The following is a 26135-nucleotide window of genomic DNA, read 5'->3' on the forward strand; positions in this document are numbered from 1 at the left end:
GGCCGACCGACGCGCTATCGGTGATGCTCCGGCCCTGACGTTCTTCCGAAGACGCAGCGCGCGCACTGGTTTGAATGTCAGATCCGCGACAATGAACAAACCGGATCTCCGATCCGGCCGGGGGGTGACAGGCACGTGGCTCGATTGCTCATCGTCGAGGACCATCCGCTGTTTCGCGAGGCGCTGGAGAGCGCGATCCGCGCCGCTCTGGCTGATGCCGAGATGCGCGAGGCAACATCCATCGACATGGCCGTCGATCTTCTGTCATCGTCTCCGAGATTCGACCTGATCCTGCTCGACCTCTCAACACCCGGAACGACCGGGCTCTCCGGCGTGATCCGCATCCGCAAGACCGCGCCGCGCACACCGATCCTGGTGGTTTCCGCGCATCAGGACCCGCGCCTCGTCGCCCATGTTCTCGCGCTGGGTGTTTCCGGCTACATCTCGAAATCAACCTCGAAGCAGCAACTGGCCGACGCGATCAAGGCGGTGCTGCGCGGCGAGGTCCACGTTGAAGGTGGCTCCCTCTGCGCCGGCGTGCGCCGTGGCCGACTTCCCGCTCAAGATCTCCTGAAGCGTCTTCACGAGCTGACGCCGCAGCAGCTGCGCGTGCTCGACCTGATCCGCCGCGGACTGCAGAACAAGCAGATCGCCTTCGAGCTCGGGATCTGCGAGACGACGGTGAAGGTCCACGTCTCTGAGATCCTGCGAAAGCTCCGCGTGATGAGCCGGACCAAGGCCATCATCGAGATGGAAAAGATCGACTTCGTGAACCTCATCAGCGGGCCACGCATGCCGGCGCGGGCGAGCGGCGTTGACGCGCTCATGACAGCAGGAACGACAACAGCGCGCGAAGCTCCGCAGGCCTGACCGGCTTGGTCAGGATCTCGAGCCCGTATTGGCTCGCTTCCCTGGCTGCATCTTCGGAATAGTCAGCGGTGACGATCATGGCCGCAACATCTCGGCTGAGGAATTGCCGGATGTCCCGGATGGCGGCAAGCCCGCTCTCGTCGCCATCCAGGTGAAGATCGGCAATGATCGCCTCGGGGGCGGCCCCGAGCGCACTCAGGCGCCGCAGCGCGTCCTTCGACGAGACCGTGGCCACGACGTCGCAGCCCCATTTTTCCAGCAGACCGACCATGGCATCGGCGGTGGCCAGGTCGTTTTCGATCAACAGGATCTTGGCGCCTTCGAGCCCGCCATAATCGTGCTCGACGTGCTCAGCAGGATGCGGATCCGGCGGTACGGCTGCCGGGTCTGCCCGGTCGAGCGCGAGCTTGAATGTGGATCCATGGCCAACCCGCGAAGCCAGCCTGACCTCATGGTCCAATGCATTGGCGAAGCGACGGACGATCGACAGGCCGAGCCCAAAGCCGGCCTGGTCCTCGGCGCTCGAATGACCGCGCTGGAATTCGAGGAAGATCGCCTCCTGCTGCGGCTTGGGAATGCCAGGGCCGGTATCGTAGACCTCGATGCGAACCCGGCTTGCCCCCGGTCCGCGCCGGCATCCCATGACGACGCCGCCTCGCCGCGTGTAGCGCAGAGCGTTCGCGAGGAGATTCTGCAAGATGCGCCGCAGCATCATAGCATCCGAGACCACCGCGACCGAGCAGGGACAAATGCGCAAGGACAACCCGCGTTTGGCCGCGATCGGGGCGAATTCGCGTTCGAGCGGCTCGAACAGGCTCGAGATCAGAACGGGCCTCACATCGGGCCGCAGGGCTCCGGCATCGAGCTTGGCAATCTCCAGCAGGGATCGCAGCAGATCTTCCAGCATGGCCAGCGAATGGTCGACCTGGCCGACCATGGCTGTGCCACGATCGGACGAGACTTCGTCCGCCAAGGTCGACAGCGTCAGCCGCGCCGCGTTGAGTGGCTGAAGCAGATCATGCGTGACGGAGATGAGAACCGAGGATTTCAGGGAGCTGGCCGCTTCGGCCTGCTGCTTGGCCCGAAACAGGTCCTTGTTGGCCGTTTCGATCGAACGCAGCGCATCGCGCAGCTGCCGCGTCCGCTCGCGTACCTGCTGATCGAGTGCGATCGCCGTTTCGAACAGTGAGAACGCATTGAACTGCTGGTCCATCGAGCGCTCGACCCGGGACATCAGTGCGGCATTGATCTTCCTGAGCTTGGCCGCCTCGCGCTGCAGGTCTTCCGGAGACCCGGCAACAGTCATTGCTGCGCCCCTGGACGCTTGCCGATCGCGACGCCGGTCAGCGTCTGATTGACGTGCATTGAACCGTACTGCTCGCCATAGGTATGGAACCCGACGATCCGGTTATCGCGATAGAGCTCGGACATTTCCCGCGCGAACTGATGCTGCTCAGCGTCGAGACGACGGAGGATGCACTCGAAACCGATGAAGATCGAGACCTCGCCGATGTCGTCTCGAACCTCGGCCAGCATCTCGCGGGCGGCGGCCACGGAGTTGCGCGACCTTGCCGCCGTCAGCACCATTCCTTCGTCGATCGCGCAGAAGAACCGCAGCGAGCCGTCAGGGCTGACGCGCTGAATCGAGCGCGCGAAATAGGAGCCGCCGACGCGCACCAGCACCGGATGGGCAGCAAACAGGAACGGGTCGAGCTCGGAATCCGCGATGCCCACCGCGCGGCAATATTCTTCCGCCGCCGGCTCGGCATTGAGCTGCTTGACGATACGCTGTTCGAGATCGGCCTCCGTCACCACCATCTTGGTCGAGGTGGGCTCGAAATTGTCACATTTGAACAGCCGGAACGGCAATGACGTCCTGATCAGGATCAGCACCGCCATGTCCGTATGCGCTTTGCCGTCGTGAAAGACCCAGGTGCGCTCGAAGCGCAGACCATCGCCGGCCGACCCGCCGACCAGGGGGATATTGTCGAGCGACGCATAGATCGCCGACATGATCGCCTCTTCGCGCTGGCACATGCCGTCGATCAGGACGAGCCCGAACACGCCGTCATCGTCGCGACCGCCGTGCCGCGACAGATCCTGCCTCAACTGGATGCCAAGGCGGCGGCCCTCGTCGACGCGGAAGCCCGACAGCCCGAAGATGGGCTGTGCGAATACCGTGAAATCATCGGCGGCAAAGCCGAGAGCGACGACGCTGTTGTCGTCCCAGCCATCGGGCGACAGCTCTCCAGCCGTCGTACAACCATACACGGGGATGTCTGCGAGACGGGTCGTCACTTCCGCCATGAACGCGTTTGGGTCGTAGTGGGGCGACAGGAAGATCAGCACCATGGCCAAGCCGTCAGCCGGCAACTGGCCGCAGATGTCGGCCGCCGCGGCGGCCTCCGTCGCAGCCTTCGACTTCGCCGCAATCACGCCAGACGGACGCGCGGGCCGAGGATCGGCGTCTCCCACCGGGCACCTCCCAGAACGACACTTGGGTTTCGTGTTGGTGATCGTTCGTTTTTTTAGAAGATTAAGCCAATTGAGCAGCAACGGCAACTGCGCGGCTTGATCCAGAACAAGGACTTGGGCCGGGCTGTCGTCAGATCATCTGCACCGATCTGCTCACCGGCCTGGCCGCGGGGCTGGCCCGCGCCCGCTCCGGATCAAAAGGGAAGGATTCGCATGCTCCGCCGCATCGCTCTTGTCGTTGTTCTCGCAAGTCTGGCGTCGAGCGCCCAGGCGCTGGATGGAGATCCCGTCGCTGGGAAGGACATCTTCCAGCGCATCTGCCAGAATTGCCACTCTGCCGAGATAGGCATCAACAAGGTCGGCCCGAGCCTCTGGAACATCGTCGGACGGCAACCGGCGGCTGTACCGGACTACGCCTATTCCGAGGGCATGAAAAAAAACAGCGCGCCTTGGACCACGACCGCGCTGGATGCCTATATCGCCGATCCGCGCGGGGACGTTCACGGCGTCAAGATGTATTTCAAGGGATTGGCGGACGCGAAGGAGCGGGCCGACGTCGTCGCCTATCTGTCGACGCTGAAATAGCGCAGCCGGGGATGCCTACGCTACCGCAAGGCCTCCTTACGCGTTAACTGCACTCGTTACAGAATCTGTACTCTGCTCTCCACGTTGACCCGCAAAGGGCGGCTGTTGCGGGGCAACACTCTCGCGTTTTCCTGCTTCCCGCGTCAGAACGCGGTTCGCCAGACTGCGGCCACTGGTATGCGATCGATTCCTGTCCGCCGACTGCTTCCGGGATGAATATCTCAGGCCGGCACAAACGCGTCGCCGCCGATGGCACAGTCATTGTCGGCACCGGCATCAATCCATCCGGCAACACCGAGACGATCATGCGCTGCAAGTGGCGGAAGGTCGTTATCTGACGGGGGAGTTTGACCGACACTCCCTCAGTTAGACGGGGCGGGACTTCCCAATCGCGAAGCTCAGCCGCTTGTGTGCAGGAAGGCTCTATGGCCCAGACAAGCCTCCAGCCGGTCTTTTCTTGAGGACTCAGCGTTTGCCAGCTCTCGGAAAATGCATTGTGTACCAATGATGGCTTCCGGACAACACGAGGTGGCCCCCCTGATTGCCAAGTGATCTTAAGGTTCTCTAGGGAATCGAACCCCTGTTTCAGCCTAGAGAGGATGTTGCCCCCGACGGGCCGCACCAGTCTCGCACCAGAAACGATCCGAACAAACCGCAACGAACTCAATCGAAATCGAACGAGAACGCAGCAAAATCGACGAATCCGATCGATACCTTGCCGCTCATCCCGCGCGGCGCACTGCGCCCAGGTCGTGCATCGATCATGTCCCTCTGAATGAGGAGAGCGCGCGAGGAAGGCCGGACCTCGGCTGAGGCCCGGATCGCGATCTGCGATGGCGCAGGGGAACGCAGGGACACTCAACAATGAGCCGGGCCAGCTTTGTCCTTCAGGATCTCGCGGGCCGCGATCGCGATACGCCGGCACAGAGCCAACGCGGTCTCCCTGTCCTTCACATGGAAGATCTCGTCGCTGATCAGGCGGTCGGCGAGCCAGGCGCGGAAGGCCTGCTCGCTGTCCGCCGTGAACGTGCCGTCCTCATAGACGAATCCACTGAGGGGCCCCTCGATCACGTAATCCGTCTCATCGGCATGTTGCGAGGACCGCGCGCATTGCGCCCAGACGCGGCCTTCCTCGTCGACGACGGCCAACACGCCGTCATCGCGCTGTTCGACTTTCATTCCTACCTCCGCAGCGCGTGAACAAAGGCGAGCCTTCTCCACGCCATTGCGAGCGCAGCGACGCAATCCAGAGTCTTTCCGTAGAGGCAGTCTGGATTGCTTCGTCGCTGACACTCCTCGCAATGACGGAGGAGAGGTGATGCGCTCTCTGTTCGCCCCGAGCCTGCCGCCTGCCCCCGGTCCGCACGATACGGCCGCCGCCGGATCGCTAGCCCTGCCGCGGACAGTTGATCTCCTTGTAGACGGCGTCGGCAAACGCCTTGATGCCGGTGTTGATGCGCAAGGGCGAGGTCAGCGTCTGATAGGTGACGATGCCGCGCGTGATCGACAGCACCTTGTAGCTCTCGGCGATCTTCGTCTTGTAGCACTTGCCGACCTGGATGGCGTCCTCTGTCAATGGCATACTGTCTCCCGTCGCATTGGCGTCCCGGACCTCACATCAAGAATCACGCCAGCGGCACGGCAGCTCGCGCCGCGGCCGGGACCGGCGGCCCGCGATCGACGGCCTTGAGCGCGTCGAGACATGCCAACAGCGCCTGCTGACCGTCGGCAACCGCCTCCTCGGCGTTGGCGCCGATGCCGATGACCCCGGGAATGTCGGGGAAGGTGACGAGAAAGCCGCCGCCATCCTCGGCGCCGAGCGCCGTGACCTCATGGGCATAGACGCGGGAATCGCTCATCGCGTCGCCTCGTCCATTCCGTCGATCATCGCCACGAAGGCCCGGACATGCGGCGGCCTGATCCTCGCCTTCAGCGGGATCGTCACGCAATTCGGGACCGCGGGATGCAGGAACACCTCGTGGGTGCCGGTGATCTTGCGAAACTTGATCGCGTATTGCGAGGCGATGATCTCGAAATCGACCGGCTTCCAGTCGCCGCCCGGACTAGCCCGCAGCGCATCGATGCGGCGCGACTGCGTCCGGCCCTGTCGGCTTTCCGACGCGTCGCCGGACGTCGCTACGCCGTTGTCCCTCGCGGCGTCGTCCGTTGTCGCGCCGCGCCCCTCGGGAAGTACCAGTTGCAGGAAAGCCGCGATGAAGTCACCGACCGTGTCGCTGCGATGCGCCAGGCGCCAGTTCTGCGACAGCACGAGCCTGGCGCCGCTCGCTGCATTGTGGCGCGCAACGAGTTCGTCCATCATGGTCAGGACCCTGACGACGCTTAGATTGTAGGGCTCCTGGGTGAACTTCCGCGCGAGGTCGACGCGCTCCCGCCTGAGGCTCGCGTTCTCGATGAGCCAATCGATAATCGTAGCGGCCCAGAGCTCCCGGGCATTGCGCGGCTCAGACATGGACCGTTCTCCAGGCACGCGATCTCGACCAGCAAGCCGCGCGAGCGGCGAACCGACCGACCGAGATCACAATCCGACGGCATCGCCACACCGCATGCGCGTCGGACGTTCAACCGCTCGCGGAGATCGATACAAGACTTATGCCATGGGAAAGCAGGACATCAGGGGCCATCACGACGGCGCGTTCCGACCCAGCGGGGCGCAGCAGAGGTCTCGTCAGCCGGCTAGCCGTCACGCCAGATCGCCAGCGCGATCTGGCGCGCAGACGACCTCGTGTCAGAGGATCAATCGGCCGATCTCACCACCACGGGCCGCGCCAATGGCCACCCAACCATCATAGCGGTGCCGCCAATATGGACGGGCCTCGTATGGACGACCGTAGTACGGCCCGTAGCCGACGCCGACATAGCCGTAGAGAGCTGCTGCCGCCCGTTCTCCTTCTCCGGCAGGAGACGGACAAATCTCCGCATCGCGAAACGTTCCGGGAGAAACGCACGACGTCTGCGCTCACCCTCGCCGCTTGCGGCCCTGCCCGGCCGCGGCCTGCTTGCGCAGACCCTGGGCCGCGCTGCCGACGATCTCGGAAATCTGCATCAGTTGCTTGGCGAGCGGGCTGGTCTTGCGCCAGACCATGCCGACCGTGCGCTGCGGCTGCGGATCGGCGAAGCGCGCCAGCGACACCGACGCCGAGCGCGTCTCGACGCCGACCGCCATCTCCGGAATCAACGTCACGCCCATGCCGGCGCCGACCATCTGCACCAGGGTCGACAGCGAGGAGGCATCGAGCATCTCGCGCGGCGCCTGCATGTTGCAGAACGACAGCGCCTGGTCGCGAAAGCAGTGCCCCTCCTCCAGCAACAGCAGCCGCATCTCGCGCAGCATCTCGCTGCTTGGCACCGCCGCGCCTTCATATTCCGGCGGCCGCACCAGCAGGAAGTTCTCCGCGAACAGCGCGACCTCAGTCAGCGACGGCTCCGAGACCGGCAGCGCGACGATGGCGGCATCGAGGCGGCCCTCGACCAGCTCCTCGATCAAGGTCGGCGTCTTGGACTCGCGGACGTGGATGTCGATCTCGGGATGTTTGCGCGTCAGGCTCCCGATCACCTTGGGCAGCAGATAAGGCGCAATCGTCGGGATCATGCCGAGCCGGAGCCGGCCGGTGAGCTTGTCGCGCGAGGCGCGGGCGAAGTCGCCGAGCTCATCGACCGAGCGCAGGATCTCGCGCACGCGCTCGGCGAGCTGCTCGCCGAACCGGGTCAGCACGACCTGGCGGGCGTTGCGCTCCAGCAGCACGCCGCCGAGCGCCTCCTCCATCTCCTTGATCTGCATCGACAGCGCCGGCTGCGAGATCGCGCAGGCCTCGGCGGCGCGGCCGAAATGCCCCAGACGCGCCAGCGCGTCGAAATAGCGAAGCTGCCGCATCGTCAAATGTATCATCAGATTATCTTATCGATCAGCGCCGCGAAGTCAATTTTCCTGACCGCAATCTTGAGATGCGGAGGTAACGCACCGCGTCCATATGCGTTTGGACAGCGTCACACCACATTCATCAGATAATCTTATCGCTATGATCATCAATCTCAATTTCCCCTGATCGAAGTAGCCGCGTAGGGTCCCGGCTCCCACCCCAGGGGGGAACCATGACGATCACGTCAGGAGGCAAACATGGATGACGTCAGCAAGTGCCCGTTCTCGGGCGGCTTGAAGGGATTTTCGAACAAGGATTGGTGGCCGAACCAGCTCAATCTGTCGGTCCTGCATCAGCACTCGAACCTCTCCGATCCGCTCGGCGAGGCGTTCGATTACTCCAAGGAATTCAAGAGCCTCGATCTCGACGCGCTGGTCAAGGATCTGCACGCGCTGATGACGGATTCGCAGGAATGGTGGCCGGCCGATTTCGGCCATTACGGTCCGCTGTTCATCCGCATGGCCTGGCACGCCGCCGGCACCTATCGCATCGGCGATGGCCGTGGCGGCGCCGGCACTGGTCAGCAGCGTTTTGCGCCGCTGAACAGCTGGCCTGACAACGCCAACCTCGACAAGGCGCGCCGCCTGCTGTGGCCGATCAAGCAGAAGTACGGCCAGAAGATCTCCTGGGCCGACCTGTTCGTGCTGACCGGCAACGTTGCGCTGGAATCGATGGGCTTCAAGACCTTCGGCTTCGGCGGTGGTCGCGCCGATACCTGGGAGCCCGAGCAGGACATCTATTGGGGCCCCGAGGGCAAGTGGCTCGCCGACGAGCGCTACAGCGGCGACCGCGAGCTCGCAGGCTCGCTCGCCGCCGTGCAGATGGGCCTCATCTACGTCAACCCGGAAGGCCCGAACGGCAATCCCGATCCGCTGGCTGCCGCGCGCGACATCCGCGAGACCTTCGCCCGCATGGCGATGAACGACGAAGAGACGGTGGCGCTGATCGCCGGCGGTCACACCTTCGGCAAGACCCACGGCGCGGGTGATGCGTCGCTGGTCGGGGCCGAGCCGGAAGGCGCCGACATCGCGCAGCAGGGTCTCGGCTGGGCCAGCAAGTACGGCTCCGGCAAGGGCGGCGATACCATCACCTCCGGCATCGAAGTGATCTGGACGACGACGCCGACCAAGTGGAGCAACAACTTCTTCTGGAATCTGTTCGGCTATGAATGGGAGCTGACCAAGAGCCCGGCCGGCGCGCACCAGTGGAAGCCGAAGCATGGCGCCGGCGCCAACACCGTGCCGGATGCGCATGACAAGTCCAAGCGCCACGCGCCGTCGATGCTGACCACCGACCTCGCGCTGCGCTTCGATCCGGCCTACGAGAAGATCTCGCGCCGGTTCATGGAGAACCCGGATCAGTTCGCCGATGCCTTCGCCCGCGCCTGGTTCAAGCTGACCCATCGCGACATGGGCCCGAAGGTGCGCTACCTCGGCCCGCTGGTGCCGAAGGAGGATCTGATCTGGCAGGATCCGGTGCCGCCGGTCGATCATCCCGTTGTCGACGACAAGGACGTCGCCGCGCTCAAGGCGAAGATCCTCGCCTCGGGTCTGTCGGTGTCGCAATTGGTGTCGACGGCCTGGGCCTCGGCCTCGACCTTCCGCGGCTCGGACAAGCGCGGCGGCGCCAATGGCGCGCGCATTCGTCTCGCTCCGCAGAAGGACTGGGCGGTCAACAACCCGGCCGAGCTCGCCAAGGTGCTCTCGACGCTCGAAGGCATCCAAAAGGAGTTCAACGCGCAGGCCTCCGGCGGCAAGAAGATCTCGCTCGCCGACCTGATCGTGCTGGCCGGCAATGCCGGGGTCGAAGCGGCGGCCAAGAAGGCCGGCGTCGAGGTGACCGTGCCGTTCGTGCCCGGCCGCACCGATGCCTCGCAGGAGCAGACCGACGTCGAGTCGTTCGCGGTGCTCGAGCCGAAATACGACGGCTTCCGCAACTATCTCAGCGGCCAGCAGTGGCTGTCGGGCGAGGAGCTGCTGGTCGACAAGGCGCAACTGCTCACCTTGACCGCGCCGGAGATGACCGTGCTGGTCGGCGGCCTGCGCGTGCTCGGCGCCAACGCCAACGGCTCCAAGCATGGCGTGTTCACGGCGCAGACCGAGACGCTCACGAACGACTTCTTCGCCAACCTGCTCGACATGGGCGTGGTGTGGCGGCCGGTCGATCAGGGCGAGCACACCTTCGAGGGCCGCGACCGCAAGTCCGGCGCGATCAAGTGGACGGCCACCCGCGCCGACCTGATCTTCGGCTCACACTCGCAGTTGCGGGCGCTCGCCGAGGTCTATGCGAGCTCGGATGCCAAGCAGAAATTCGTCAAGGACTTCGTCGCCGCCTGGACCAAGGTGATGAACCTGGATCGGTTCGAGCTGAAGTCCTAAGTCGAGAAGCTGACTGACCGAGAATAATGCGAGGCGGCGCTTCAGTGATGAAGCGCCGCTTCTTTCATTTCGACATGCTTGCCAGTCGCAAGCCTGTCAGCGCGCCGCGGCCGAGCTGCCGCCATCGATCTGGCGGCCCATCAGCGCGATCGCCTTCTGATAGACGCCGGCGGCGTTCCAGGCCTCGATGGCGGCGAAGTTCGGCTCGCCCGGCTGATAGCCGGCGCCCGCCTTCCAGCCATTGGCGCGCAGGAAGTTCGCGGTCGAGGCCAGCGCGTTGGCGGCGACGTCGAGATTGCCCGTGCCATAGGCCAGGATGTTCTTCGGCATGAACTGGGTCTGCCCGACCTCGCCATGCATCGAGCCGCGGGTGTTGCCCGAGAGCACGCCGCGGTCGATCAGCTTGAGCGCGGCATAGAGCTGGTCGGTGAAGAACTCCGGACGGCGGCAATCATAGGCGAGCGTCGCGATCGACGACAGCATGTGCTGATTGCCGCGCTGGCTGCCGAACGCGCTTTCCATGCCCCAGATCGCGATCAGCGGTCCGGGCGGCACGCCGTAGCGCTGCTCGATCGAGGCGAACATCGCCGCCTGCGACTGCTTGAGCTGGCGGCCGCGCGCGACGATCGCCGCAGCCCCGCGCTTGGCGAGGAACTGATCGAGCGAGAGCTGGAAGCTGCGCTGGCCCCGATCGGCGGCGACCGTCGCCGAGGCGTAGTTGGTCTGCATCAACGCGGCGATCGCGGTGCCGCCGACGCCCTTCGCCCTCGCCTCCTCGCTGAATTCGCGCTTCCACACCTCGAACCCCGCCGGCGACGAGCCGCACTGCGCCGCCTGCGCAACGCCGCCGCAGGCTGCGAGCAGCGTCGCGGCGGTGAACGTGAAGGTGATCATGGCCCGCCGGTTGATCATTCAGACTCCTCTGGTCGCGTCCGCCGATGCGGCCTGCATCGTGACCCTGTCGGAACATCGGACGCCGCTGCGCGGCAATATCGGCCGCCCCTGGTTGAAACGGCGACAACCTATCGGAAATGGAAGAAAATCATAGCCGGCGGCGCGTGAGCCGCAGATGAACGCGCCGAGCGCCGCCTGTGACGAGCAGCAGGACGATCGGCCCAGGCTGCCGTGCAGGTTCCAAGATCCAGCTCCCGCAATCGTGATCCGCGGATACGCGTCGATCGCCTTCGGGCTTGATCAAATCGCAATAACAATACTATACGGTTTCGTTTAGTGAACGGATGGGTGGGACGTGCGATCGCGTTGGATCCGAGCGGCAGGGAGTCTGGCCGCGTTCTGCAGCCTGGCTCTCCTGCTCGGCGGCTGTGCCGCCGTTCAGCGCGCGGCCTATTCGGCCAACGACGCCAAACGCGCCACGATCGACGGCTTTCGCGCGATCCGGATGTGGGCCGATGCGCCGGCCGCGAGCTTCGACAACGCCGCGTTCAAGCCGCAGCCGCAACCTGGCAAGCCCTTCGCCTATCTTGCGCTGTCCGGCGGCGGCGGCGACGGCGCATTCGGCGCCGGCGTTCTCAACGGCTGGAGCGAAAGCGGGGCTCGTCCCGAATTCACGATCGTCTCGGGCGTCAGCACCGGTGCCCTGATCGCGCCGTTCGCCTTCCTCGGGCCAGCCTACGATGCGACGCTGAAGGAGATGTATACGAGCGGGCTCGCCAGCTCGTTCGCGGCCTCCCCCAACGCGCTCAACGCCGTGTTCGGCTCATCCCTGTTCGATGGGCAGCCGCTCCGCGACGCGATCAGCCACTACACGACGCCGGACCTGCTCGCGGCGATCGCCAGAGAACACGCCAAGGGCCGGAGACTGTTCGTCGTGACCACCGACCTGGACGCGGGGCGCCCGGTGTTGTGGAACATGGGTGAGATCGCCTCGGCGCGGACGCCGCGCGCGCTCGATCTGTTCCGGCAGGTCCTGACCGCGTCCGCCAGCGTTCCCGTGGCGTTTCCGCCGTCGCTGATCGCGGCCTCCTCCGACGGCAAGCTGATCGAGGAGATGCATGTCGACGGCGGCGTCTCGACCCAGGTGTTCACCTTTCCGGACCGCCTGCTGATGCAGCCCGGATCATCGCGGCGCATGGCCTCAGCGAGGCCCGCCATCTACATCATCATGAACGGCCGGACGTCCACCGATTTCCAGCCGGTCGAAAACAGCGCCAAGGCGATCGCGATCCGCTCGCTGGCCATGAAGAGCAAACGCGAGATCCGGAGCTACCTCTCGGCCACCTATCAGTTCGCCCGGCACAATGGCCTAGCCTTCAACATGACGGCGATCGACCCGTCCGTCCCCGAGGGCCAAGGCGTCGGCTTCGACACCGACTACATGCGCTCGCTCTACACCCTTGGCTATGACGGCGCGCGCTCGGGTCGCTTCTGGACCCAGACGCCGCCGGCGCCGTTACCTTGACAACCGCGCCATCGACAATTATAAAACGATACAGTTTCGTTTTATCGCAACCGTTTCCCAAGGGAATGCTCTACAAGCACCGACCGAGATCGGAGACAGCAGGCCGTCATGAAACGAATCATTCTGTTGACCTTGATCCTGCTGTCATGGACTCCCCTGGCGCACGCCGTCGCCGGAACCGGCACCGGCATGCAGACGGAGGGGGATCCGCAAGCCTCCACCGATCCGGCGCTGAGCCAGGAGACGATTGATCGCGAGCTCGACAAGTTCAGGCGGACGGAGGTGTCACTGCACCAGGCGCTGCGAATCGCCGAAAGGATTCATCCTGGCTCCAAGACCGCGGACATCAGCTTCGAGGGTGGGCTCGACGCCCCCATCTACAAGGTCCGAACCCTGCAGCGCGGACGGATCTGGGAATCCGACATCGACGGCACCACGGCAAAGGTGCGCAATAGCGTGCTGTTCTCGACCGTGGACGGACTGAGCGAAAGCGACCGTAACAGCCTGGCCGCCCTCACCACGGTCCGGCTCAAGATGTCGGATGCGATTCGGATCGCCGAGCGCTCGGCGGCCGGCCGGGCGATCAGTGGCGGCCTGATGAACAAGGACGGCAAGCTCGCCTTCATCGTGGTCGTCGTCAGCGGCAACGATCTCAAGCAGGTGACGCTCGAACCGTCATTGCTGCGGCGGCGCTGATCGCGCTGCTCAGGCCTTCGGCTGCAGCGCCAGGAAAATCTTGACCCGGTCACGGACGAAGCCGGGCAGCTCCCTGCGGATCGTCCGTTCGCTCTCGCCCATCAGCGAGCGCATGATCACCGGCATGACGATCAGGTCGATAAATATCTCGGCGGAGGCCGCCGACGCCTTCGACGGCGTCCGGCGGGCGGTCATGGCCGAGATGCCGATCGTCTCGGCGAGCAGCGCCGCCACGGCATGGGTGGCGCGCTTACGCGAGACGTCATGAAACTGACAACTGAGATCGGGAAACCGGTAGGCCTCCCCGATCGTGACCCGTAACAATCCGAGCGATTCCTTCAGCGCGCGATCGACGATGGCGATGGCAAGTCCAACCAGCTTTTCCTGTGCAGTGCCGGCGACCGGCGTGTAGGCCCCGAGATTCATCACGTCGTTGATGGAGCGCTCGACGACGGCGGCAAACAAGGCGGCCTTGCCGGTGTATCGGGCATAAATCGTCGGCTTGCTGGCGGGGGCGCGTTCGGCGATCTCGTCGATGCTGGCGCCGTCAAAGCCGCGCTCGAGAAACACCGCGCGCGCAGCGTCCAGAATACGTTCCTCGATGTTTCCAGCCAACGCCTTCGGGGGCCGTCCCACCCGCCCGCGAAACGCTTCCGTGCGTGCAACGTCCGTACGTTTCAATTTGGCCTGCGTGCGGGCCATACTCAACGACCTCGACTCGACATGAAGACATATCGTTAAGGGATTACACGTTCTTGTCGAGACGGCAATAGAACAACTACGCCACGCGGCTATGCGCATGGTGGCGTACATAATCGGCAATGCATCAACACAGGCACCTCAAAATACCTCAGGCAACAAACTCCACGAGGTCGTCGAGCACAGCGAGCGCACCGTCGAACGTGTCGTCATGAAAGTAGAGGCTGCGCGTGATCAGCACGGGAAGGCCGGCGCGGGTCGCAGCCATCAACCCGTTACCGGAGTCCTCGATCGCGATGCAACTGGCCGCGGGCAGATCGAGCTGCGACAAGACCTCCAGGTAGACATCGGGCGCAGGCTTCTTGCGCGCGACATCGTCGGCCGCCACGACGGCGGCAAATCCTGCCTCCCAATCCACGCCCAACACGGGCGCCAGCAGGGCATCGATATTGGCGCGCGTGGTCGTCGTCGCGATCGCGAGCCGCTGCCCGCGTGCCGAGGCAGCCCCCAGCAATGCTTGAACGCCCGGGCGCAATGGGCATCCCTTGTCGGCCATCAGCGCGGCAAACCGCTCCGTCTTGATGCGATGAAGCCGGGCAATGACGGCGTCGCTCAGCGGCGGCCCCGTGCGCCGCATCTGGTCGAAGGCGCGAATGCGCTCCTTGCCGCCGGCGACGCGCAGCAGCTCCTTGTAGATGCGGCGGCCCCAGTGCCAGTCGATGCCGACCGCGACGAACGCCTCGTTGAAGGCCTCGCGATGGATCTCCTCGGTCTCGGCCATGGTGCCGTCGACATCGAAGATCAGCGCGCCGGCGTCGGCGATGCGGCGCCTGAGATCGTCGAGCGGCGCGTTCATCACCAAAGCGAGACTCATGATTGCGCCTCCGCCCTGCCGTCGCCTGCGTCGGCGCCCTTGGCGAACACGCGACTCGCCAGCACGTCGCTGGCTTCGATCGACATCACGTCATCGGACGTCAGTACGCGGTCGAGCCGCGACACCAGCCGGTTGGCCTGGCGCAGGCGGATCCGATCCAGCGCGTTGCGGATCGAGCGCGCGTTCGAGAACAACGGTTGGGTGCGCCGGACGGCGATGTACTTTTCGAAAGCGGCGCGGGCCTCCGGGGTGAAGCGATAATTCTGCCCCTCCAGCATCATCTCGGAGATCGTCAGTAGCTCGGCTTCCGAATAGTCGGGGAAGTCGATGTGGTGGGCGATGCGCGAGCGGAAGCCGGGATTGCTCTGGAAGAACTTCTCCATCCGGTCGGCATAGCCGGCAAGAATGACCACGAGGTCCTCGCGCTGCGATTCCATGATCTGCAGCAGGATCTCGATCGACTCCTGGCCGTAGTCGCGCTCGTTCTCGGGACGGTAGAGATAATAGGCCTCGTCAATGAACAGGACGCCCCCCATCGCCTTCTTCAGCACTTCCTTGGTCTTTGGCGCGGTGTGGCCGATATATTGGCCGACGAGATCGTCGCGGGTGACACTGATGACGTGGCCGCGACGGACGAAGCCGAGCCGGTGCAGGATGCCCGCCATGCGCAGCGCGACCGTGGTCTTGCCGGTGCCGGGATTGCCGGTGAACGACATGTGCAGGGTCGGAAACGTCGTCGCCAGCCCCATCTTGCGGCGGATCCGCTCCATCATCAGCAGCGAGGCGATCTCGCGGATCCGCGTCTTGACCGGCGCGAGCCCGACCAGCTCACGGTCGAGCTGCTCCAGCACGGGCGCAATATCGACGCTCTCGAACTCGCGGCGCAGGTCGACGGTATCGACCGGCGTCGCCTGGGTGGTGTCCGCCTGCGTGGCCTGCATCATCCGCTCGTGCTCCGTTCGGGACGCTCGCATCAGATCGCCGTGCCTTCGAACCTGGCAGCAACGAAGCAACGGCAAATAGAAGGTGATATGGCCGCTCCGGGCGGAGATCCCTGCCACGCCGCAGACCTGCAAGCGCAGCAGCGACCTCCGCCCGCCAGGGATCAGTAACGCTGGCCTTCGGGGCGCTCGGCCGCGTAGGACCGCGTCGAATAACGCTGATTGCGCCCGACGGTTTCCTGCCGGTCGAGCCGGAAGCCCGGCTCGTTCTGCGGCCGGTTGACGATGAAGGACAGCCGGGTCGACTCCCAGCCGTGGGTGGAGTCGAAGGCCGAGATGCGGATGTAGCGGTCGCCATAGATCTTCCGGCATTCGGCCAGCTCGCGCATGATGCCGGCGGCGTCACGCAGGTCGAACATCGGCAGGCCCCACATCTCCCAATAGGTGTTGCGGGGATGCGGATCGTCGGTGAACTCGATGTTCACGGCCCAATTCTTCTCGAGGCAATACTGGATCTGGGCCGTGATCTGCTCGTCGGTCAGATCGGGTAGGAAAGAAAAGCAGCCTTGGGTCACGCGCATGTTGATGTCTCCTGATGTGGCTGATGCGGGCGAGCGGGCTCCGGCCCGCGTCGCGGCGGCGCATCGAATAATGACTAGGCGGCGGGAGTGACGGTCGGCACGAAGTCCGGCGAGTCGGTCGATTCATAGTTGAAGGTGACGTCCTTCCAGATCTCCAGCGCCTCGCGCAGCGGCGTGCAGGTCTGCGCCGCCTTGGCCAGGATCTCCGGGCCCTCATGCACGTAGTCGCGGCCCTCGTTGCGGGCGAGGATCATCGCCTCCAGCGCGACGCGGTTGGCGGTCGCACCGGCGGCGATGCCGCGCGGATGTCCGATGGTGCCGCCGCCGAACTGCAGCACGACGTCCTCGCCGAGCAGGTCGAGCAGCTGGTGCATCTGGCCGGCATGGATGCCGCCCGAGGCCACCGGCATCAGCTTGTTCAGGCTCGCCCAGTTCTGGTCGAAGAACACGCCGTGCTCGAGCCGCATCGGATTAAAGTCCTCGCGGCAGATGTCGTAGTAGCCGCGTGTGGTGTTCGGGTCGCCCTCGAGCTTGCCGACCACGGTGCCGGCATGGATGTGGTCGACGCCGGCAAGCCTCATCCATTTGGCGATGACGCGGAACGACACGCCGTGCGCGCGCTGCCGCGTATAGGTCGAGTGTCCTGCACGATGCAGATGCAGGATCATGTCGTTCTTGCGAGCCCACTTCGCCATCGACTGGATCGCGGTGTAGCCGATCACGAGGTCGATCATGACAACGCATGACCCGAGCTCCTTGGCGAACTCGGCGCGCTCATACATGTCTTCCATGGTCGCTGCGGTAATGTTGAGATAAGTCCCCTTCATCTCACCGGTGGCCGCCTGCGCCTTGTTGACCGCCTCCATGCAGTACAGGAAGCGCTCGCGCCAATGCATGAACGGCTGCGAGTTGATGTTCTCGTCGTCCTTGGTGAAGTCGAGCCCGCCCTTCAGCGCCTCGTAGACGACGCGGCCGTAGTTGCGGCCGGACAGGCCGAGCTTCGGCTTGACGGTGGCGCCCAGCAGCGGCCGGCCGAACTTGTCGAGCCGCTCGCGCTCGACGACGATGCCGGTCGCCGGCCCCTGGAACGTCTTAACATAGGCAACCGGCAGCCGCATGTCCTCCAGCCGCAGCGCCTTCAGCGGCTTGAAGCCGAACACGTTGCCGATGATCGAGGCCGTCAGGTTGGAGATCGAGCCCGGCTCGAACAGGTCGAGGTCATAGGCGATGTAGGCGAAGTAGCTGCCCGGCGAGCCCGGCACCGGCTCGACCCGGTAGCACTTGGCGCGGTACTTCTCGGCCGCCGTCAGGCGGTCGGTCCACACCACGGTCCAGGTCGCGGTCGAGGATTCGCCGGCGACCGCGGCGCAAGCCTCGGTCGGGTCGACACCGTCCTGCGGCGTGACGCGGAACAGCGCGATCACGTCGGTGTCCTTTGGCTGATAGGACGGCTCCCAGTAGCCCATGCGCTTGTATTCCATGACGCCGGACTTGTAGCGATCCTTGCCGCGCACCGTGATCGATGGGTCGTTCATGTGTTCCTCCTGAATGTTCGTTATGGCCGTGGATGTCAGGCAGCTTCAGTCATTCCCCCAACTCGCGGATCGAGTGCGCCGGAGCGGTAGCGCTTGGCCATTTCGGCGAGCGGAATGACCTTGATCCTGGATGCATTGCCGGCAGCGCCGAACTGCTCGAACCGCTCGCGGCACAACTCGCGCATCGAATCCATCGCCGGCTTCAGGAACTTGCGCGGATCGAACTCGACCTTCGACGACGCGCCGACCTTGCGGAAGATCGCGGTCATCGCCAGCCGGCAGTCGGTGTCGATATTGACCTTGCGGACGCCATGGCGGATGCCGCGCACGATCTCCTCGACCGGGACGCCCCAGGTCTGCGGCATCTCGCCGCCGAACTGATTGAACATGTCCTGCAGCGCCTGGGGCACCGAGGACGAGCCGTGCATCACCAGATGCGTGTTCGGCAGCCGGCGATGGATCTCCTCGATCACGTTCATGGCGAGGATCTCGCCGTCCGGCTTGCGCGAGAACTTGTAGGCGCCGTGCGAGGTGCCCATCGCGATCGCCAGCGCATCGACCTTGGTGGCGCGGACGAAATCCACGGCCTGGTCCGGATCGGTCAGCAGCTGCTCGCGGCTGACTTTGCCCTCGAGGCCATGACCATCCTCCTGCTCGCCGCCGCCATGCTCGAGCGAGCCGAGCACGCCGAGTTCGCCCTCGACCGAGGCGCCGACCCAATGCGCCATGTCAGTGACACGGCGGGTAATGTCGACATTGTAGTCATAATCCGCCGCGGTCTTGGCGTCGGCCTTGAGCGACCCGTCCATCATGACAGAGGTGAAGCCGTACTTGATCGCGGTGGCGCAGGTCGCCTCGTCGTTGCCGTGGTCCTGGTGCAGGCAGAGCGGAATCTGCGGATACATCTCCTCCAGCGCGTCGATCATCTTCGACAGCATGATGTCGCCGGCATAGGAGCGCGCGCCGCGCGAGGCCTGGATGATAACGGGGGCGTCGACCGCCGCCGCCGCCTCCATGATCGCGAGCCCCTGCTCCATGTTGTTGATGTTGAAAGCCGGCACGCCATAGCTGCGCTCGGCAGCATGGTCCAGCAATTGTCTGAGCGTGATCCGCGCCATGTTGATCTCCGTCCCTGTTTCGATGTTCTATTCTGCGACGCGGCTCAGGAAGCCCGCGCCCGGATGATGTTGCGCATGGCCGCATCGGCGACCGCCGCAGGCGTGATGCCGAATTCGCGGTACAGCACCTCGGCCGGCGCCGAGGCGCCAAAGCCCTGCATGCCGACGAACTCGCCGGCATCACCGAGCCAGCGCGCCCAGTCGCCCTCGATCGCAGCTTCGACCCCGACGCGTGGCGCATGGCCGAGCACCTCGGCGCGATACTCTGCCGACTGCTTGCGGAACAATTCGAAGCACGGCGCCGACACCACCGCCGCCTGGACGCCTTCGGCCGCCAGCAGCTTGGCCGCCTCCAGCGCGATGGCCACCTCCGATCCGGTCGCAATCAAAGTCACGTCGCGACCGGCCTCGGGCTCGATGACCACGTAGGCGCCGAGCGCTACCTTGTTGTGATCCGATGCCTCGGTGCGGAACGCCGGCAGCGCCTGCCGCGACAGGCACAGCACTGACGGCGAGGTCTCCGCACGCAGCGCGCAATCCCAGGCTTCCGCCGTCTCGACCGCGTCGGCCGGGCGGAATACCAGGAGGTTCGGAATGGCCCGCAAGCTCGCGACATGCTCGACCGGCTGATGCGTCGGGCCGTCCTCGCCGAGGCCGATGGAATCGTGGGTCATGACGTGGATGACGCGGATGCCCATCAGCGCGGCCAGGCGAATCGCCGGCCGGCTGTAGTCGGCGAACGCGAGGAAGGTGCCGCCATAGGGAATGAAGCCGCCATGCAGCGCGATGCCGTTCATGGCCGCGGCCATCGCATGCTCGCGCACGCCATAGTGGATGTAGTTGCCGTCCATGGTCGCGGGCGTGACGGACTTGTGCGTCTTTGCCTTCGTGAGGTTGGAGTGAGTGAGATCCGCCGAGCCACCGAGCAGATTGGGCAGCACCGTCGCAATGACATCGATGACGTTCTGCGAGGCCTGGCGGGTGGCGATCTTCGGCCGCTCGGCCGTGAGCTGCGCGATGAACTGCGCCATGCGCTCGGTATAGGCGGCTGGAAGCTTCTTGTTCAGCGCGTCGTGGCAGGGCGACCGGTCCGCGGTGCACAGCTTGCGCGCGCGCTCCTTCCAGGCATGGCGCACGCTGCGGCCGCGCGCGCCGATCTCGCGCCAGCTCACCAGCACGTCGGCCGGCACCTCGAACGGACGGTGGGGCCAGTGCAGTGCCGCGCGGGTCTTCTCGACCTCCTCCGGCCCGAGCGGCGCGCCATGCGCCTTCTCCGAGCCCTGCCGTCCGGGTGAACCGAAGCCGATCGTCGTCCGGCACGCGATCATGCTGGGACGATCGCTCTGCCGCGCCGCTGCGATCGCCGCAGCAATCGCTTCCGGATCATGGCCGTCGATGCGGCAGGTCGTCCAGCCAGAGGCGGCAAAGCGCGCGAGCTGATCGTCGGAGCATGCCAGCCCGGTCGAGCCGTCAATCGAGATGCCGTTGTCGTCGAACAGCACGATCAAACGATTCAGCTTGAGATGCCCCGCGAGCGAGATCGCCTCGTGACTGATGCCCTCCATCAGGCAGCCGTCGCCGGCGATCACATAGGTGTAGTGATCGACCAGATCGTTGCCATAGCGCGCGTTCATCAGGCGCTCGGCGAGCGCCATGCCGACCGCCGTCGCGATGCCCTGCCCCAGCGGACCGGTCGTGGTCTCGACGCCCGGCGTGTGGCCATATTCCGGATGCCCGGGCGTCTTGGCGCCCCATTGCCGGAACTTCTTCAGCTCATCGATCGTGACCGCCTCGTAGCCGGTCAGATGCAGCAGCGCATAGAGCAGCATAGAGCCGTGTCCGGCCGACAGCACGAACCGGTCGCGATCGGGCCAGGCCGGATCGGCGGGATCGAACTTCAGGAAGCGCTGATACAGCACAGTGGCGACATCGGCCATGCCCATCGGCATGCCGGGGTGGCCCGACTTCGCCTTTTCGACGGCGTCGATCGCGAGGAAGCGGATGGCATTCGCCATCTCCGCATGGCTGGGATCGGCCTTGATATCGGTCTTGCTATCAGTCTTGGGGGCCAGCGTCTGCACGGCGGTGGCGGTCATAGCGTGCGCCTCTTTCGGTCCATCAGTTGCATGATCATGGGGGTGAGAATGAGCTGCATGGCGAGATCGAGCCTGGAACCATGGATCACGATCGAATTCGCGCGCGACATGAAGCTGCCCTGGATCATCGAGAGCAGATAGGGAAAGTCGATGCCGCGCGGATTCTTCAGGCGGATGACGACCATCGACTCGTCGGGCGTGGGAATCCAGCGCGCGATGAAGGGATTCGACGTGTCGACCGTCGGTACACGCTGGAAGTTGATGTCGGTCTCGGAAAACTGCGGAATGATGTAGTTCACATAGTCCGGCATGCGCCGCAGGATTGTGTCGGTGACCGCCTCGGTGGTATAGCCGCGCGAGGCACGGTCGCGGTGCAGCTTCTGGATCCATTCGAGATTGATGACCGGAACGACACCGATCTTGAGGTCCGCATGCTGGGCAATGTTGACCGTCTCGGTGACGACAGCGCCATGCAGGCCTTCGTAGAACAGAAGATCGGACTCTTCCGGCAGCCGCGTCCAGTCGGTGAAGTTGCCGGGCCTTGTGTCGTAGAGCCGCGCCTCCTCCTCGTCATGGACGTAGTGGCGCGTCATGCCCGTGCCGGTCTCGGAGTAATCGCGGAAGGTCTTCTCGAGCTCCTCGAACAGGTTGGTGTCGGGGCTGAAATGGCTGAAGTGCTTGTTGCCGAGTTCGGCCTCCTCGACCATCTTGCGGCGCATCTCCTCGCGATTGTAGCGATGGAAGGCATCGCCCTCGATGTAGGCCGCCTTGACGTTCTCGCGGCGGAAGATGTTCTCGAAGGTCTTCTTGACGGACGTGGTGCCGGCGCCCGACGAGCCCGTGATCGAGATGATGGGATGACGACGTGACATGACTTTTCTCCGGAAGGCGCGTTCGGCAGGCAGGCTCAGCGGAACAGGCCGCGCCGCGCGAACAGGGGCGCATCGCTGGTTTCGAACAGCGGCTCGACACCCTCGTGCAGCTGGTCGACGTCGCGAACAAGGCGAACGTCGCCCATGATCAGCGGCGCGCGCTGATGCGGCGAGCGCGCCGACAGTTCGAGAATGCGCGAACGGCCGCTCGAGGCCGAGCCGCCGGCCCATTCCATGATCAGCGCCATCGGATGCGCCTCGTAGACCAGCCGCAGCCGGCCCTCACGATAGCCGGGGCGGGAGTCGGCCGGATAGAGGAACACGCCGCCGCGCATCAGGATGCGATAGGCCTCGGCGACCAGCGAGGCGATCCAACGCATGTTGAAGTCGCGGCCGCGCGGGCCCGCGGCGCCCGCCAGGCATTCGTCGACATAGTTGCGCACCGTCCCGCTCCAGTGCCGGCGGTTCGAGGCGTTGATGGCGAACTCCGGCGTATCCTGCGGGATGCGGATTCCGGACTTGGCGAGCATGAACTCGTGCAAGGTCGGATGCAGGACGTAGAGATCGACGCGGCGGTCGATCGCGAGCACCAGGCAGGTCTGCGGTCCGTAGACGAAAAAGCCGGCGGCACGCTGCGCGGTGCCGGGCTCGAAGAAGCTGGAGAGCACGTCGCGGCCGCGCGGCCGGATCGAGAAGATGGTGCCGACCGAGATGTTGTTCTGCAGGTTCGAGGAGCCGTCGAGCGGGTCGATCGCCACGCAAAGTGGGGCAGCAGCGTTGACCGTTTCCGGCCGATCGACCTCTTCGGACAGGATGCCGGCGACAGGAGCCCGGCGCAGCGCATCCCGCATCAGATTGTCGGCGACGATGTCGAGCGCCTTCTGGACGTCGCCGTCGGCGTTCACGGTGGCGGCGCCTTCGTCGACGCCGGACAGCGGCGCGATAGCGATCTGCCGCGCGAGCTCGCGCGCCGCCTCGGCCAGAGCCTCGATGACCGCGGCACAATCGGCGTCGGCACCCTGCGCCGCCAGATGTGCCTGCAATGTCTGATGATGATCCATGGGCCACTCCCTTGCCATCAGCCCATTCTTTGGAGAGCTTGATGCGTGCGGCACGAAGGGGTCGTGCCGCACCCCCATCAAGGCCCGGTTTGCGTGATTAGGGAAATTTCTTTATCTTTGGATCGACAAAAGTTTTCCTTATATCGAGGGTTCCATGAGCCGGCGCTTCTCACGCGACCTCACCATTCGCCAGCTGCGCGCGCTCGCAGCCGTGCAGGAGTCCGGATCGGTCACCTCCGCGGCCGGCCGTCTTCACCTGACGCAGCCTGCGGTCACGCTGCAAATTCGCAACCTTCAGGAGCTCGCCGGCCTGCCGCTGATCCAGCGCACCACCGACGGCATGATCCTCACCGAAGCCGGACGCAGCGTGCTGGCGCTGGCCGAACGCGTCGAGGCGGCGCTGCAGGATTGCGAGCAGGCGCTCGACATTTTGGCGGGGCGCAGCGGCGGCAGGGTCGCGATCGGCGCGGTCAGCACGGCGAAATATTTCGTTCCCTTCGCCATCGCGGAATTCTCGCGACGGTTCCCCAAGATCGACGTCACCCTGCGGATCGGCAATCGCGACACCATCCGCGAAGCGCTCAGAGGATACGATCTCGACATCGCCATCATGGGACGGCCGCCGGCGGACATTCCCGTCGACATGCGGCCGATGGGCAAGCATCCGCATGTCATCGTCGCGCCGGCGGGGCACCGGCTCGCGCGCCGAAAACGGATCGCGGCCGCAGAGCTCGCGGGCGAGGTGTTCATCACGCGCGAGAGCGGCTCGGGAACCCGCATGCTGATGGAGACCTTCCTGGAGAAGCACGGTCTGCATCTCAAGACCAGCATGGAGATGGACAGCAACGAGACCATCAAGCAGGCCGTCATCGCCGGCCTCGGCATCGCCTTCATCTCGCAGCACACGGTGTCGCACGAGCTCTCCGAGGGCCGCCTGGTCACCTTGAAGGTGCCCGGACTGCCCGTGATCCGGCAATGGCATGCGGTACGGCGCGCCGACAAGCTGCTGCTGCCGCCGGCGCAGGCCATGCTGGATTTCCTCGGCAAGGAGGGCGCACGGTTCCTGCCCCGTTGACGGCACGGCGAGGGACCGGCGTGGTGGCACCGTGCGCGCGCACTTCGATGTGCGCGCGCACCAGACCTCACGCGGCCTGCGCCAGCCCCATCTCGGCCCAGATCGCCGAGAGTGCCGTCGGCCGAAATTGCCAACACGACCGTCGCAACCCCACCCGCTCTCAGCATCCTGCGTTGTCCCGATTTTCCGAATCCTCGCGCAGCTATCCCTTACAGTGATTAGTGCAATGAATACTTGTCATGCCATGTGTCGGTGAAATGATTGCTGAAAATGAGCGGTCAAGCCGCAGTTTGAACATGCGGCAGGCGCAGGGATACAGTTGGGAGTATGTGCTTGTAAATAAGCCTTGACACTGAGGGCGCAGCATGGAGTGTCGAGTCTCTCAAGACGTTAGCGGGATGCGACCAAGCGCCTTCAAGATGCGCGCCGACGGCGTCGGCCGTGGTCCTTGAGCGTCTCCAACGGGTGCCTAGACCATGGCCGAATTTCACGGTCCGCGCGCCGACGTGACATTGCTGCTCGACATGGACGGCGTGATCCGTGAGGCGACGCTGTCTCCCAACATGTCATCCGAAAATGTCGACGTGTGGCTTGGCCGTCCCTGGTCCGAGATCGTCGACGGTGCGAGCGAGAAGATCGAACGCATCATGCAGGACACCAAGCGGACCGGCATTTCCGCATTCCGCCAGATCACGCAGCGCTTCCCCAGCGGCCTCGAACTTCCGATGGAATTCACGACTGTACTGCTCGGCGGTCGGGCTGGCATGCTCGCGATCGGCAAGAACCTGCAGGCCGTGGCCGAGCTGCAGGCCCGGCTGATCTCGGCCCAGCAGACCATCGAGCGCGACTATTGGAAGCTGCGCGAGATCGAAACGCGCTACCGGCTCGTGATCGAGGATTCCAACGAGGCCGTACTGCTGACGAAGGTCCGGGATCTGCGCATCGTCGAAGCCAACCGGACCGCGGCCTCCGCGCTGGGGGCATCCGGCCGCCGCAGGGACAATCTGGTCGGCCGCGAGTTTCTGCAGGAGATTCCAGCCACGGACCGCGAGCTGGTTGAACAGATGCTGAGACGCGTGCGCGACCAGGGCAAGGCGCCCGGCATCGTGGTCCATCTCGGCGAAGAGGCCGTCCCCTGGATGCTCAGGGGATCCCTGATGACCAGCAATGCCGGGCCGATGTTCCTGCTGCAGATGGCACCGATCGGCAAGGCTGCGCAGCCCGGCCTCGTGCCGGACAATCCCGAAGCGCTGATCGACAACCTCCCCGACGCCGTCATCAGCATCGACGGCGGCGGTGCTATCAAGCGCGCGAATCGCGCGTTTCTGGAACTGGTCGAGATCGGGTCGACGGAGGCGGTCATCGGCGAGAAGCTAAGCCGCTGGTTGACGCGCCCCGGCGCCGACCTTTCGGTCCTGATCTCCAACGTCGAGCGCCACGGCACCGTTCGGCTGCTATCCACGACCATCCAAGGCGAGCTCGGCACCGAAACGGAGGTCGAGATCTCGGCTGCGGCCTATGGTCTGGACGGCCATCCCCGGATTGCGCTGGTGCTGCGCAACGTCGCCAGGCGGCTGTCGCCGACTGCGGAGCATGACAACCTCAGGGTCGCGCTGGCCGCCCTGAACGAATCCGTCGGCAAGACTCCGCTGCGCAAGCTGGTGAAGAGCACGGTCGAGGTCGTTGAACAGCATTACGTCCGTGCGGCGCTCGAGCTCGCCAATGGGAATCGGACGTCGGCCGCCGAAATTCTTGGTCTCAGCCGCCAAAGCCTTTACGCCAAGCTCGATCGGTATGACCTCAGCCAACCAGAAGAAAGCGACGACGAGGAAACCGAAAAGGGGAGCTAGAGCGTGATGTTTTTTGCCGGAATCAGGATTCCCGAGTCGGTGAACTTCTGATTCAAATTCCATGCTGGAGCC

General features: G+C 64.7%; 24 protein-coding genes. 7 read left to right on the forward strand and 17 right to left on the reverse strand.

From position 1 onward, the window contains the following. Positions 1-135: 135 nt before the first annotated feature. The gene (locus tag QX051_RS28885; protein WP_315778456.1) at positions 136-870 is read left to right on the forward strand and encodes a response regulator transcription factor; all 735 of its coding nucleotides are present in this window, start codon (positions 136-138) and stop codon (positions 868-870) included. On the opposite strand, the gene QX051_RS28890 is transcribed toward QX051_RS28885, so the two are convergent. Both QX051_RS28890 and QX051_RS28895 read right to left on the reverse strand, forming a co-directional pair. After that, positions 824-2176, reverse strand: a complete 1353-nt coding sequence (locus QX051_RS28890) for a hybrid sensor histidine kinase/response regulator (RefSeq protein WP_315778457.1) — start codon at positions 2174-2176, stop codon at positions 824-826. The two genes, QX051_RS28885 and QX051_RS28890, sit on opposite strands and share 47 nt — an antisense overlap. Beyond that, positions 2173-3345, reverse strand: coding sequence for an FIST N-terminal domain-containing protein (locus QX051_RS28895; RefSeq protein ID WP_315778458.1), 1173 nt, complete (start codon positions 3343-3345; stop codon positions 2173-2175). The genes QX051_RS28890 and QX051_RS28895 overlap by 4 nt, the downstream gene beginning before the upstream one ends. A gap of 213 nt (positions 3346-3558) precedes the next feature. Here QX051_RS28895 and QX051_RS28900 point away from each other — a divergent pair, with 213 nt between their 5' ends. Continuing rightward, entirely contained in the window at positions 3559-3930 is a 372-nt protein-coding gene (locus QX051_RS28900; RefSeq protein ID WP_315778459.1) for a c-type cytochrome, read from the forward strand. Between the two features lie 858 nt (positions 3931-4788). Here the strand turns inward: QX051_RS28900 and QX051_RS28905 are convergent. The 5 genes from QX051_RS28905 to QX051_RS28925 form a co-directional block, all read right to left on the reverse strand. Next, a complete protein-coding gene (locus tag QX051_RS28905) occupies positions 4789-5109 on the reverse strand; it encodes a hypothetical protein (protein WP_315733716.1) in 321 nt (106 codons plus the stop codon). Between the two features lie 208 nt (positions 5110-5317). Next, positions 5318-5512 carry a hypothetical protein gene (locus QX051_RS28910; RefSeq protein WP_315733718.1) on the reverse strand — a complete coding sequence of 65 codons (195 nt, stop codon included), beginning with the start codon at positions 5510-5512 and terminating at the stop codon, positions 5318-5320. A 43-nt stretch (positions 5513-5555) separates the two neighbouring features. After that, positions 5556-5789, reverse strand: a complete 234-nt coding sequence (locus QX051_RS28915; RefSeq protein ID WP_315778460.1) for a type II toxin-antitoxin system HicB family antitoxin — start codon at positions 5787-5789, stop codon at positions 5556-5558. Beyond that, positions 5786-6400: a hypothetical protein gene (locus QX051_RS28920; RefSeq protein ID WP_315778461.1), complete on the reverse strand. Its 615-nt coding sequence runs from the start codon at positions 6398-6400 to the stop codon at positions 5786-5788. Before QX051_RS28920 ends, QX051_RS28915 begins: the two co-directional genes overlap by 4 nt. A 507-nt stretch (positions 6401-6907) precedes the next feature. Continuing rightward, positions 6908-7837 carry a hydrogen peroxide-inducible genes activator gene (locus tag QX051_RS28925; protein WP_315778462.1) on the reverse strand — a complete coding sequence of 310 codons (930 nt, stop codon included), beginning with the start codon at positions 7835-7837 and terminating at the stop codon, positions 6908-6910. Between the two features lie 228 nt (positions 7838-8065). On the opposite strand from QX051_RS28925, the gene katG reads away from it, so the two are divergent. Continuing rightward, complete coding sequence (katG, locus tag QX051_RS28930; RefSeq protein ID WP_315778463.1) at positions 8066-10246, forward strand: catalase/peroxidase HPI; 2181 nt, start codon at positions 8066-8068, stop codon at positions 10244-10246. Positions 10247-10342: 96 nt separating this feature from the next. Here katG and QX051_RS28935 read toward each other — a convergent pair whose 3' ends face one another. Then, a complete protein-coding gene (locus QX051_RS28935; protein WP_409998149.1) occupies positions 10343-11158 on the reverse strand; it encodes a lytic transglycosylase domain-containing protein in 816 nt (271 codons plus the stop codon). Positions 11159-11495: 337 nt separating this feature from the next. Here QX051_RS28935 and QX051_RS28940 point away from each other — a divergent pair, with 337 nt between their 5' ends. Then, a complete protein-coding gene (locus QX051_RS28940; protein ID WP_315778464.1) occupies positions 11496-12665 on the forward strand; it encodes a patatin-like phospholipase family protein in 1170 nt (389 codons plus the stop codon). A gap of 108 nt (positions 12666-12773) precedes the next feature. Next, positions 12774-13361 carry a PepSY domain-containing protein gene (locus QX051_RS28945; protein WP_315778465.1) on the forward strand — a complete coding sequence of 196 codons (588 nt, stop codon included), beginning with the start codon at positions 12774-12776 and terminating at the stop codon, positions 13359-13361. Positions 13362-13370: 9 nt separating this feature from the next. On the opposite strand, the gene QX051_RS28950 is transcribed toward QX051_RS28945, so the two are convergent. The 9 genes from QX051_RS28950 to QX051_RS28990 all read right to left on the reverse strand — a co-directional run bounded on the left by QX051_RS28950 (position 13371) and on the right by QX051_RS28990 (position 23156). Further along, on the reverse strand, positions 13371-14063 hold the full coding sequence (locus QX051_RS28950; protein WP_315778466.1) for a TetR/AcrR family transcriptional regulator: 693 nt from the start codon (positions 14061-14063) through the stop codon (positions 13371-13373). A gap of 148 nt (positions 14064-14211) precedes the next feature. Next, positions 14212-14934, reverse strand: a complete 723-nt coding sequence (locus QX051_RS28955; RefSeq protein ID WP_315778467.1) for an HAD-IA family hydrolase — start codon at positions 14932-14934, stop codon at positions 14212-14214. Then, positions 14931-15875, reverse strand: coding sequence for a CbbX protein (gene cbbX, locus QX051_RS28960; protein ID WP_315735640.1), 945 nt, complete (start codon positions 15873-15875; stop codon positions 14931-14933). The genes QX051_RS28955 and cbbX overlap by 4 nt, the downstream gene beginning before the upstream one ends. A 164-nt stretch (positions 15876-16039) precedes the next feature. Next, positions 16040-16456, reverse strand: coding sequence for a ribulose bisphosphate carboxylase small subunit (locus QX051_RS28965; protein WP_315733734.1), 417 nt, complete (start codon positions 16454-16456; stop codon positions 16040-16042). A gap of 74 nt (positions 16457-16530) precedes the next feature. Next, positions 16531-17991, reverse strand: a complete 1461-nt coding sequence (locus tag QX051_RS28970; protein ID WP_315778468.1) for a form I ribulose bisphosphate carboxylase large subunit — start codon at positions 17989-17991, stop codon at positions 16531-16533. A gap of 35 nt (positions 17992-18026) precedes the next feature. Then, on the reverse strand, positions 18027-19109 hold the full coding sequence (gene fba / locus QX051_RS28975; RefSeq protein ID WP_315733737.1) for a class II fructose-bisphosphate aldolase: 1083 nt from the start codon (positions 19107-19109) through the stop codon (positions 18027-18029). Between the two features lie 44 nt (positions 19110-19153). Further along, positions 19154-21205: a transketolase gene (tkt, locus tag QX051_RS28980; RefSeq protein ID WP_315778469.1), complete on the reverse strand. Its 2052-nt coding sequence runs from the start codon at positions 21203-21205 to the stop codon at positions 19154-19156. Further along, positions 21202-22077: a phosphoribulokinase gene (locus QX051_RS28985; protein ID WP_315733741.1), complete on the reverse strand. Its 876-nt coding sequence runs from the start codon at positions 22075-22077 to the stop codon at positions 21202-21204. The genes tkt and QX051_RS28985 overlap by 4 nt, the downstream gene beginning before the upstream one ends. Before the next feature lie 35 nt (positions 22078-22112). After that, positions 22113-23156, reverse strand: coding sequence for a class 1 fructose-bisphosphatase (locus QX051_RS28990; RefSeq protein ID WP_315733743.1), 1044 nt, complete (start codon positions 23154-23156; stop codon positions 22113-22115). A 136-nt stretch (positions 23157-23292) separates the two neighbouring features. On the opposite strand from QX051_RS28990, the gene QX051_RS28995 reads away from it, so the two are divergent. Beyond that, positions 23293-24213 carry a LysR family transcriptional regulator gene (locus tag QX051_RS28995; RefSeq protein ID WP_315755203.1) on the forward strand — a complete coding sequence of 307 codons (921 nt, stop codon included), beginning with the start codon at positions 23293-23295 and terminating at the stop codon, positions 24211-24213. A gap of 476 nt (positions 24214-24689) precedes the next feature. Further along, positions 24690-26063, forward strand: coding sequence for a transcriptional regulator PpsR (gene ppsR / locus QX051_RS29000; RefSeq protein WP_315778470.1), 1374 nt, complete (start codon positions 24690-24692; stop codon positions 26061-26063). Positions 26064-26135: the final 72 nt, after the last annotated feature.

The organism is Bradyrhizobium sp. SZCCHNR1053 (genome assembly GCF_032381235.1).
GTDB lineage: Bacteria > Pseudomonadota > Alphaproteobacteria > Rhizobiales > Xanthobacteraceae > Bradyrhizobium.

What these genes read in the sequence shown, in the direction of transcription:
- QX051_RS28890 (WP_315778457.1), bottom strand. Translation starts at nt 2,176, where the DNA reads ATGACTGTTGCCGGGTCTCCGGAAGACCTGCAGCGCGAGGCGGCCAAG.
- QX051_RS28900 (WP_315778459.1), top strand. Translation starts at nt 3,559, where the DNA reads ATGCTCCGCCGCATCGCTCTTGTCGTTGTTCTCGCAAGTCTGGCGTCG.
- QX051_RS28905 (WP_315733716.1), bottom strand. Translation starts at nt 5,109, where the DNA reads ATGAAAGTCGAACAGCGCGATGACGGCGTGTTGGCCGTCGTCGACGAG.
- QX051_RS28910 (WP_315733718.1), bottom strand. Translation starts at nt 5,512, where the DNA reads ATGCCATTGACAGAGGACGCCATCCAGGTCGGCAAGTGCTACAAGACG.
- QX051_RS28915 (WP_315778460.1), bottom strand. Translation starts at nt 5,789, where the DNA reads ATGAGCGATTCCCGCGTCTATGCCCATGAGGTCACGGCGCTCGGCGCC.
- QX051_RS28920 (WP_315778461.1), bottom strand. Translation starts at nt 6,400, where the DNA reads ATGTCTGAGCCGCGCAATGCCCGGGAGCTCTGGGCCGCTACGATTATC.
- QX051_RS28925 (WP_315778462.1), bottom strand. Translation starts at nt 7,837, where the DNA reads ATGATACATTTGACGATGCGGCAGCTTCGCTATTTCGACGCGCTGGCG.
- katG (WP_315778463.1), top strand. Translation starts at nt 8,066, where the DNA reads ATGGATGACGTCAGCAAGTGCCCGTTCTCGGGCGGCTTGAAGGGATTT.
- QX051_RS28935 (WP_409998149.1), bottom strand. Translation starts at nt 11,158, where the DNA reads ATGATCAACCGGCGGGCCATGATCACCTTCACGTTCACCGCCGCGACG.
- QX051_RS28945 (WP_315778465.1), top strand. Translation starts at nt 12,774, where the DNA reads ATGAAACGAATCATTCTGTTGACCTTGATCCTGCTGTCATGGACTCCC.
- QX051_RS28950 (WP_315778466.1), bottom strand. Translation starts at nt 14,063, where the DNA reads ATGGCCCGCACGCAGGCCAAATTGAAACGTACGGACGTTGCACGCACG.
- QX051_RS28955 (WP_315778467.1), bottom strand. Translation starts at nt 14,934, where the DNA reads ATGAGTCTCGCTTTGGTGATGAACGCGCCGCTCGACGATCTCAGGCGC.
- cbbX (WP_315735640.1), bottom strand. Translation starts at nt 15,875, where the DNA reads ATGCAGGCCACGCAGGCGGACACCACCCAGGCGACGCCGGTCGATACC.
- QX051_RS28965 (WP_315733734.1), bottom strand. Translation starts at nt 16,456, where the DNA reads ATGCGCGTGACCCAAGGCTGCTTTTCTTTCCTACCCGATCTGACCGAC.
- QX051_RS28970 (WP_315778468.1), bottom strand. Translation starts at nt 17,991, where the DNA reads ATGAACGACCCATCGATCACGGTGCGCGGCAAGGATCGCTACAAGTCC.
- fba (WP_315733737.1), bottom strand. Translation starts at nt 19,109, where the DNA reads ATGGCGCGGATCACGCTCAGACAATTGCTGGACCATGCTGCCGAGCGC.
- tkt (WP_315778469.1), bottom strand. Translation starts at nt 21,205, where the DNA reads ATGACCGCCACCGCCGTGCAGACGCTGGCCCCCAAGACTGATAGCAAG.
- QX051_RS28985 (WP_315733741.1), bottom strand. Translation starts at nt 22,077, where the DNA reads ATGTCACGTCGTCATCCCATCATCTCGATCACGGGCTCGTCGGGCGCC.
- QX051_RS28990 (WP_315733743.1), bottom strand. Translation starts at nt 23,156, where the DNA reads ATGGCAAGGGAGTGGCCCATGGATCATCATCAGACATTGCAGGCACAT.
- QX051_RS28995 (WP_315755203.1), top strand. Translation starts at nt 23,293, where the DNA reads ATGAGCCGGCGCTTCTCACGCGACCTCACCATTCGCCAGCTGCGCGCG.
- ppsR (WP_315778470.1), top strand. Translation starts at nt 24,690, where the DNA reads ATGGCCGAATTTCACGGTCCGCGCGCCGACGTGACATTGCTGCTCGAC.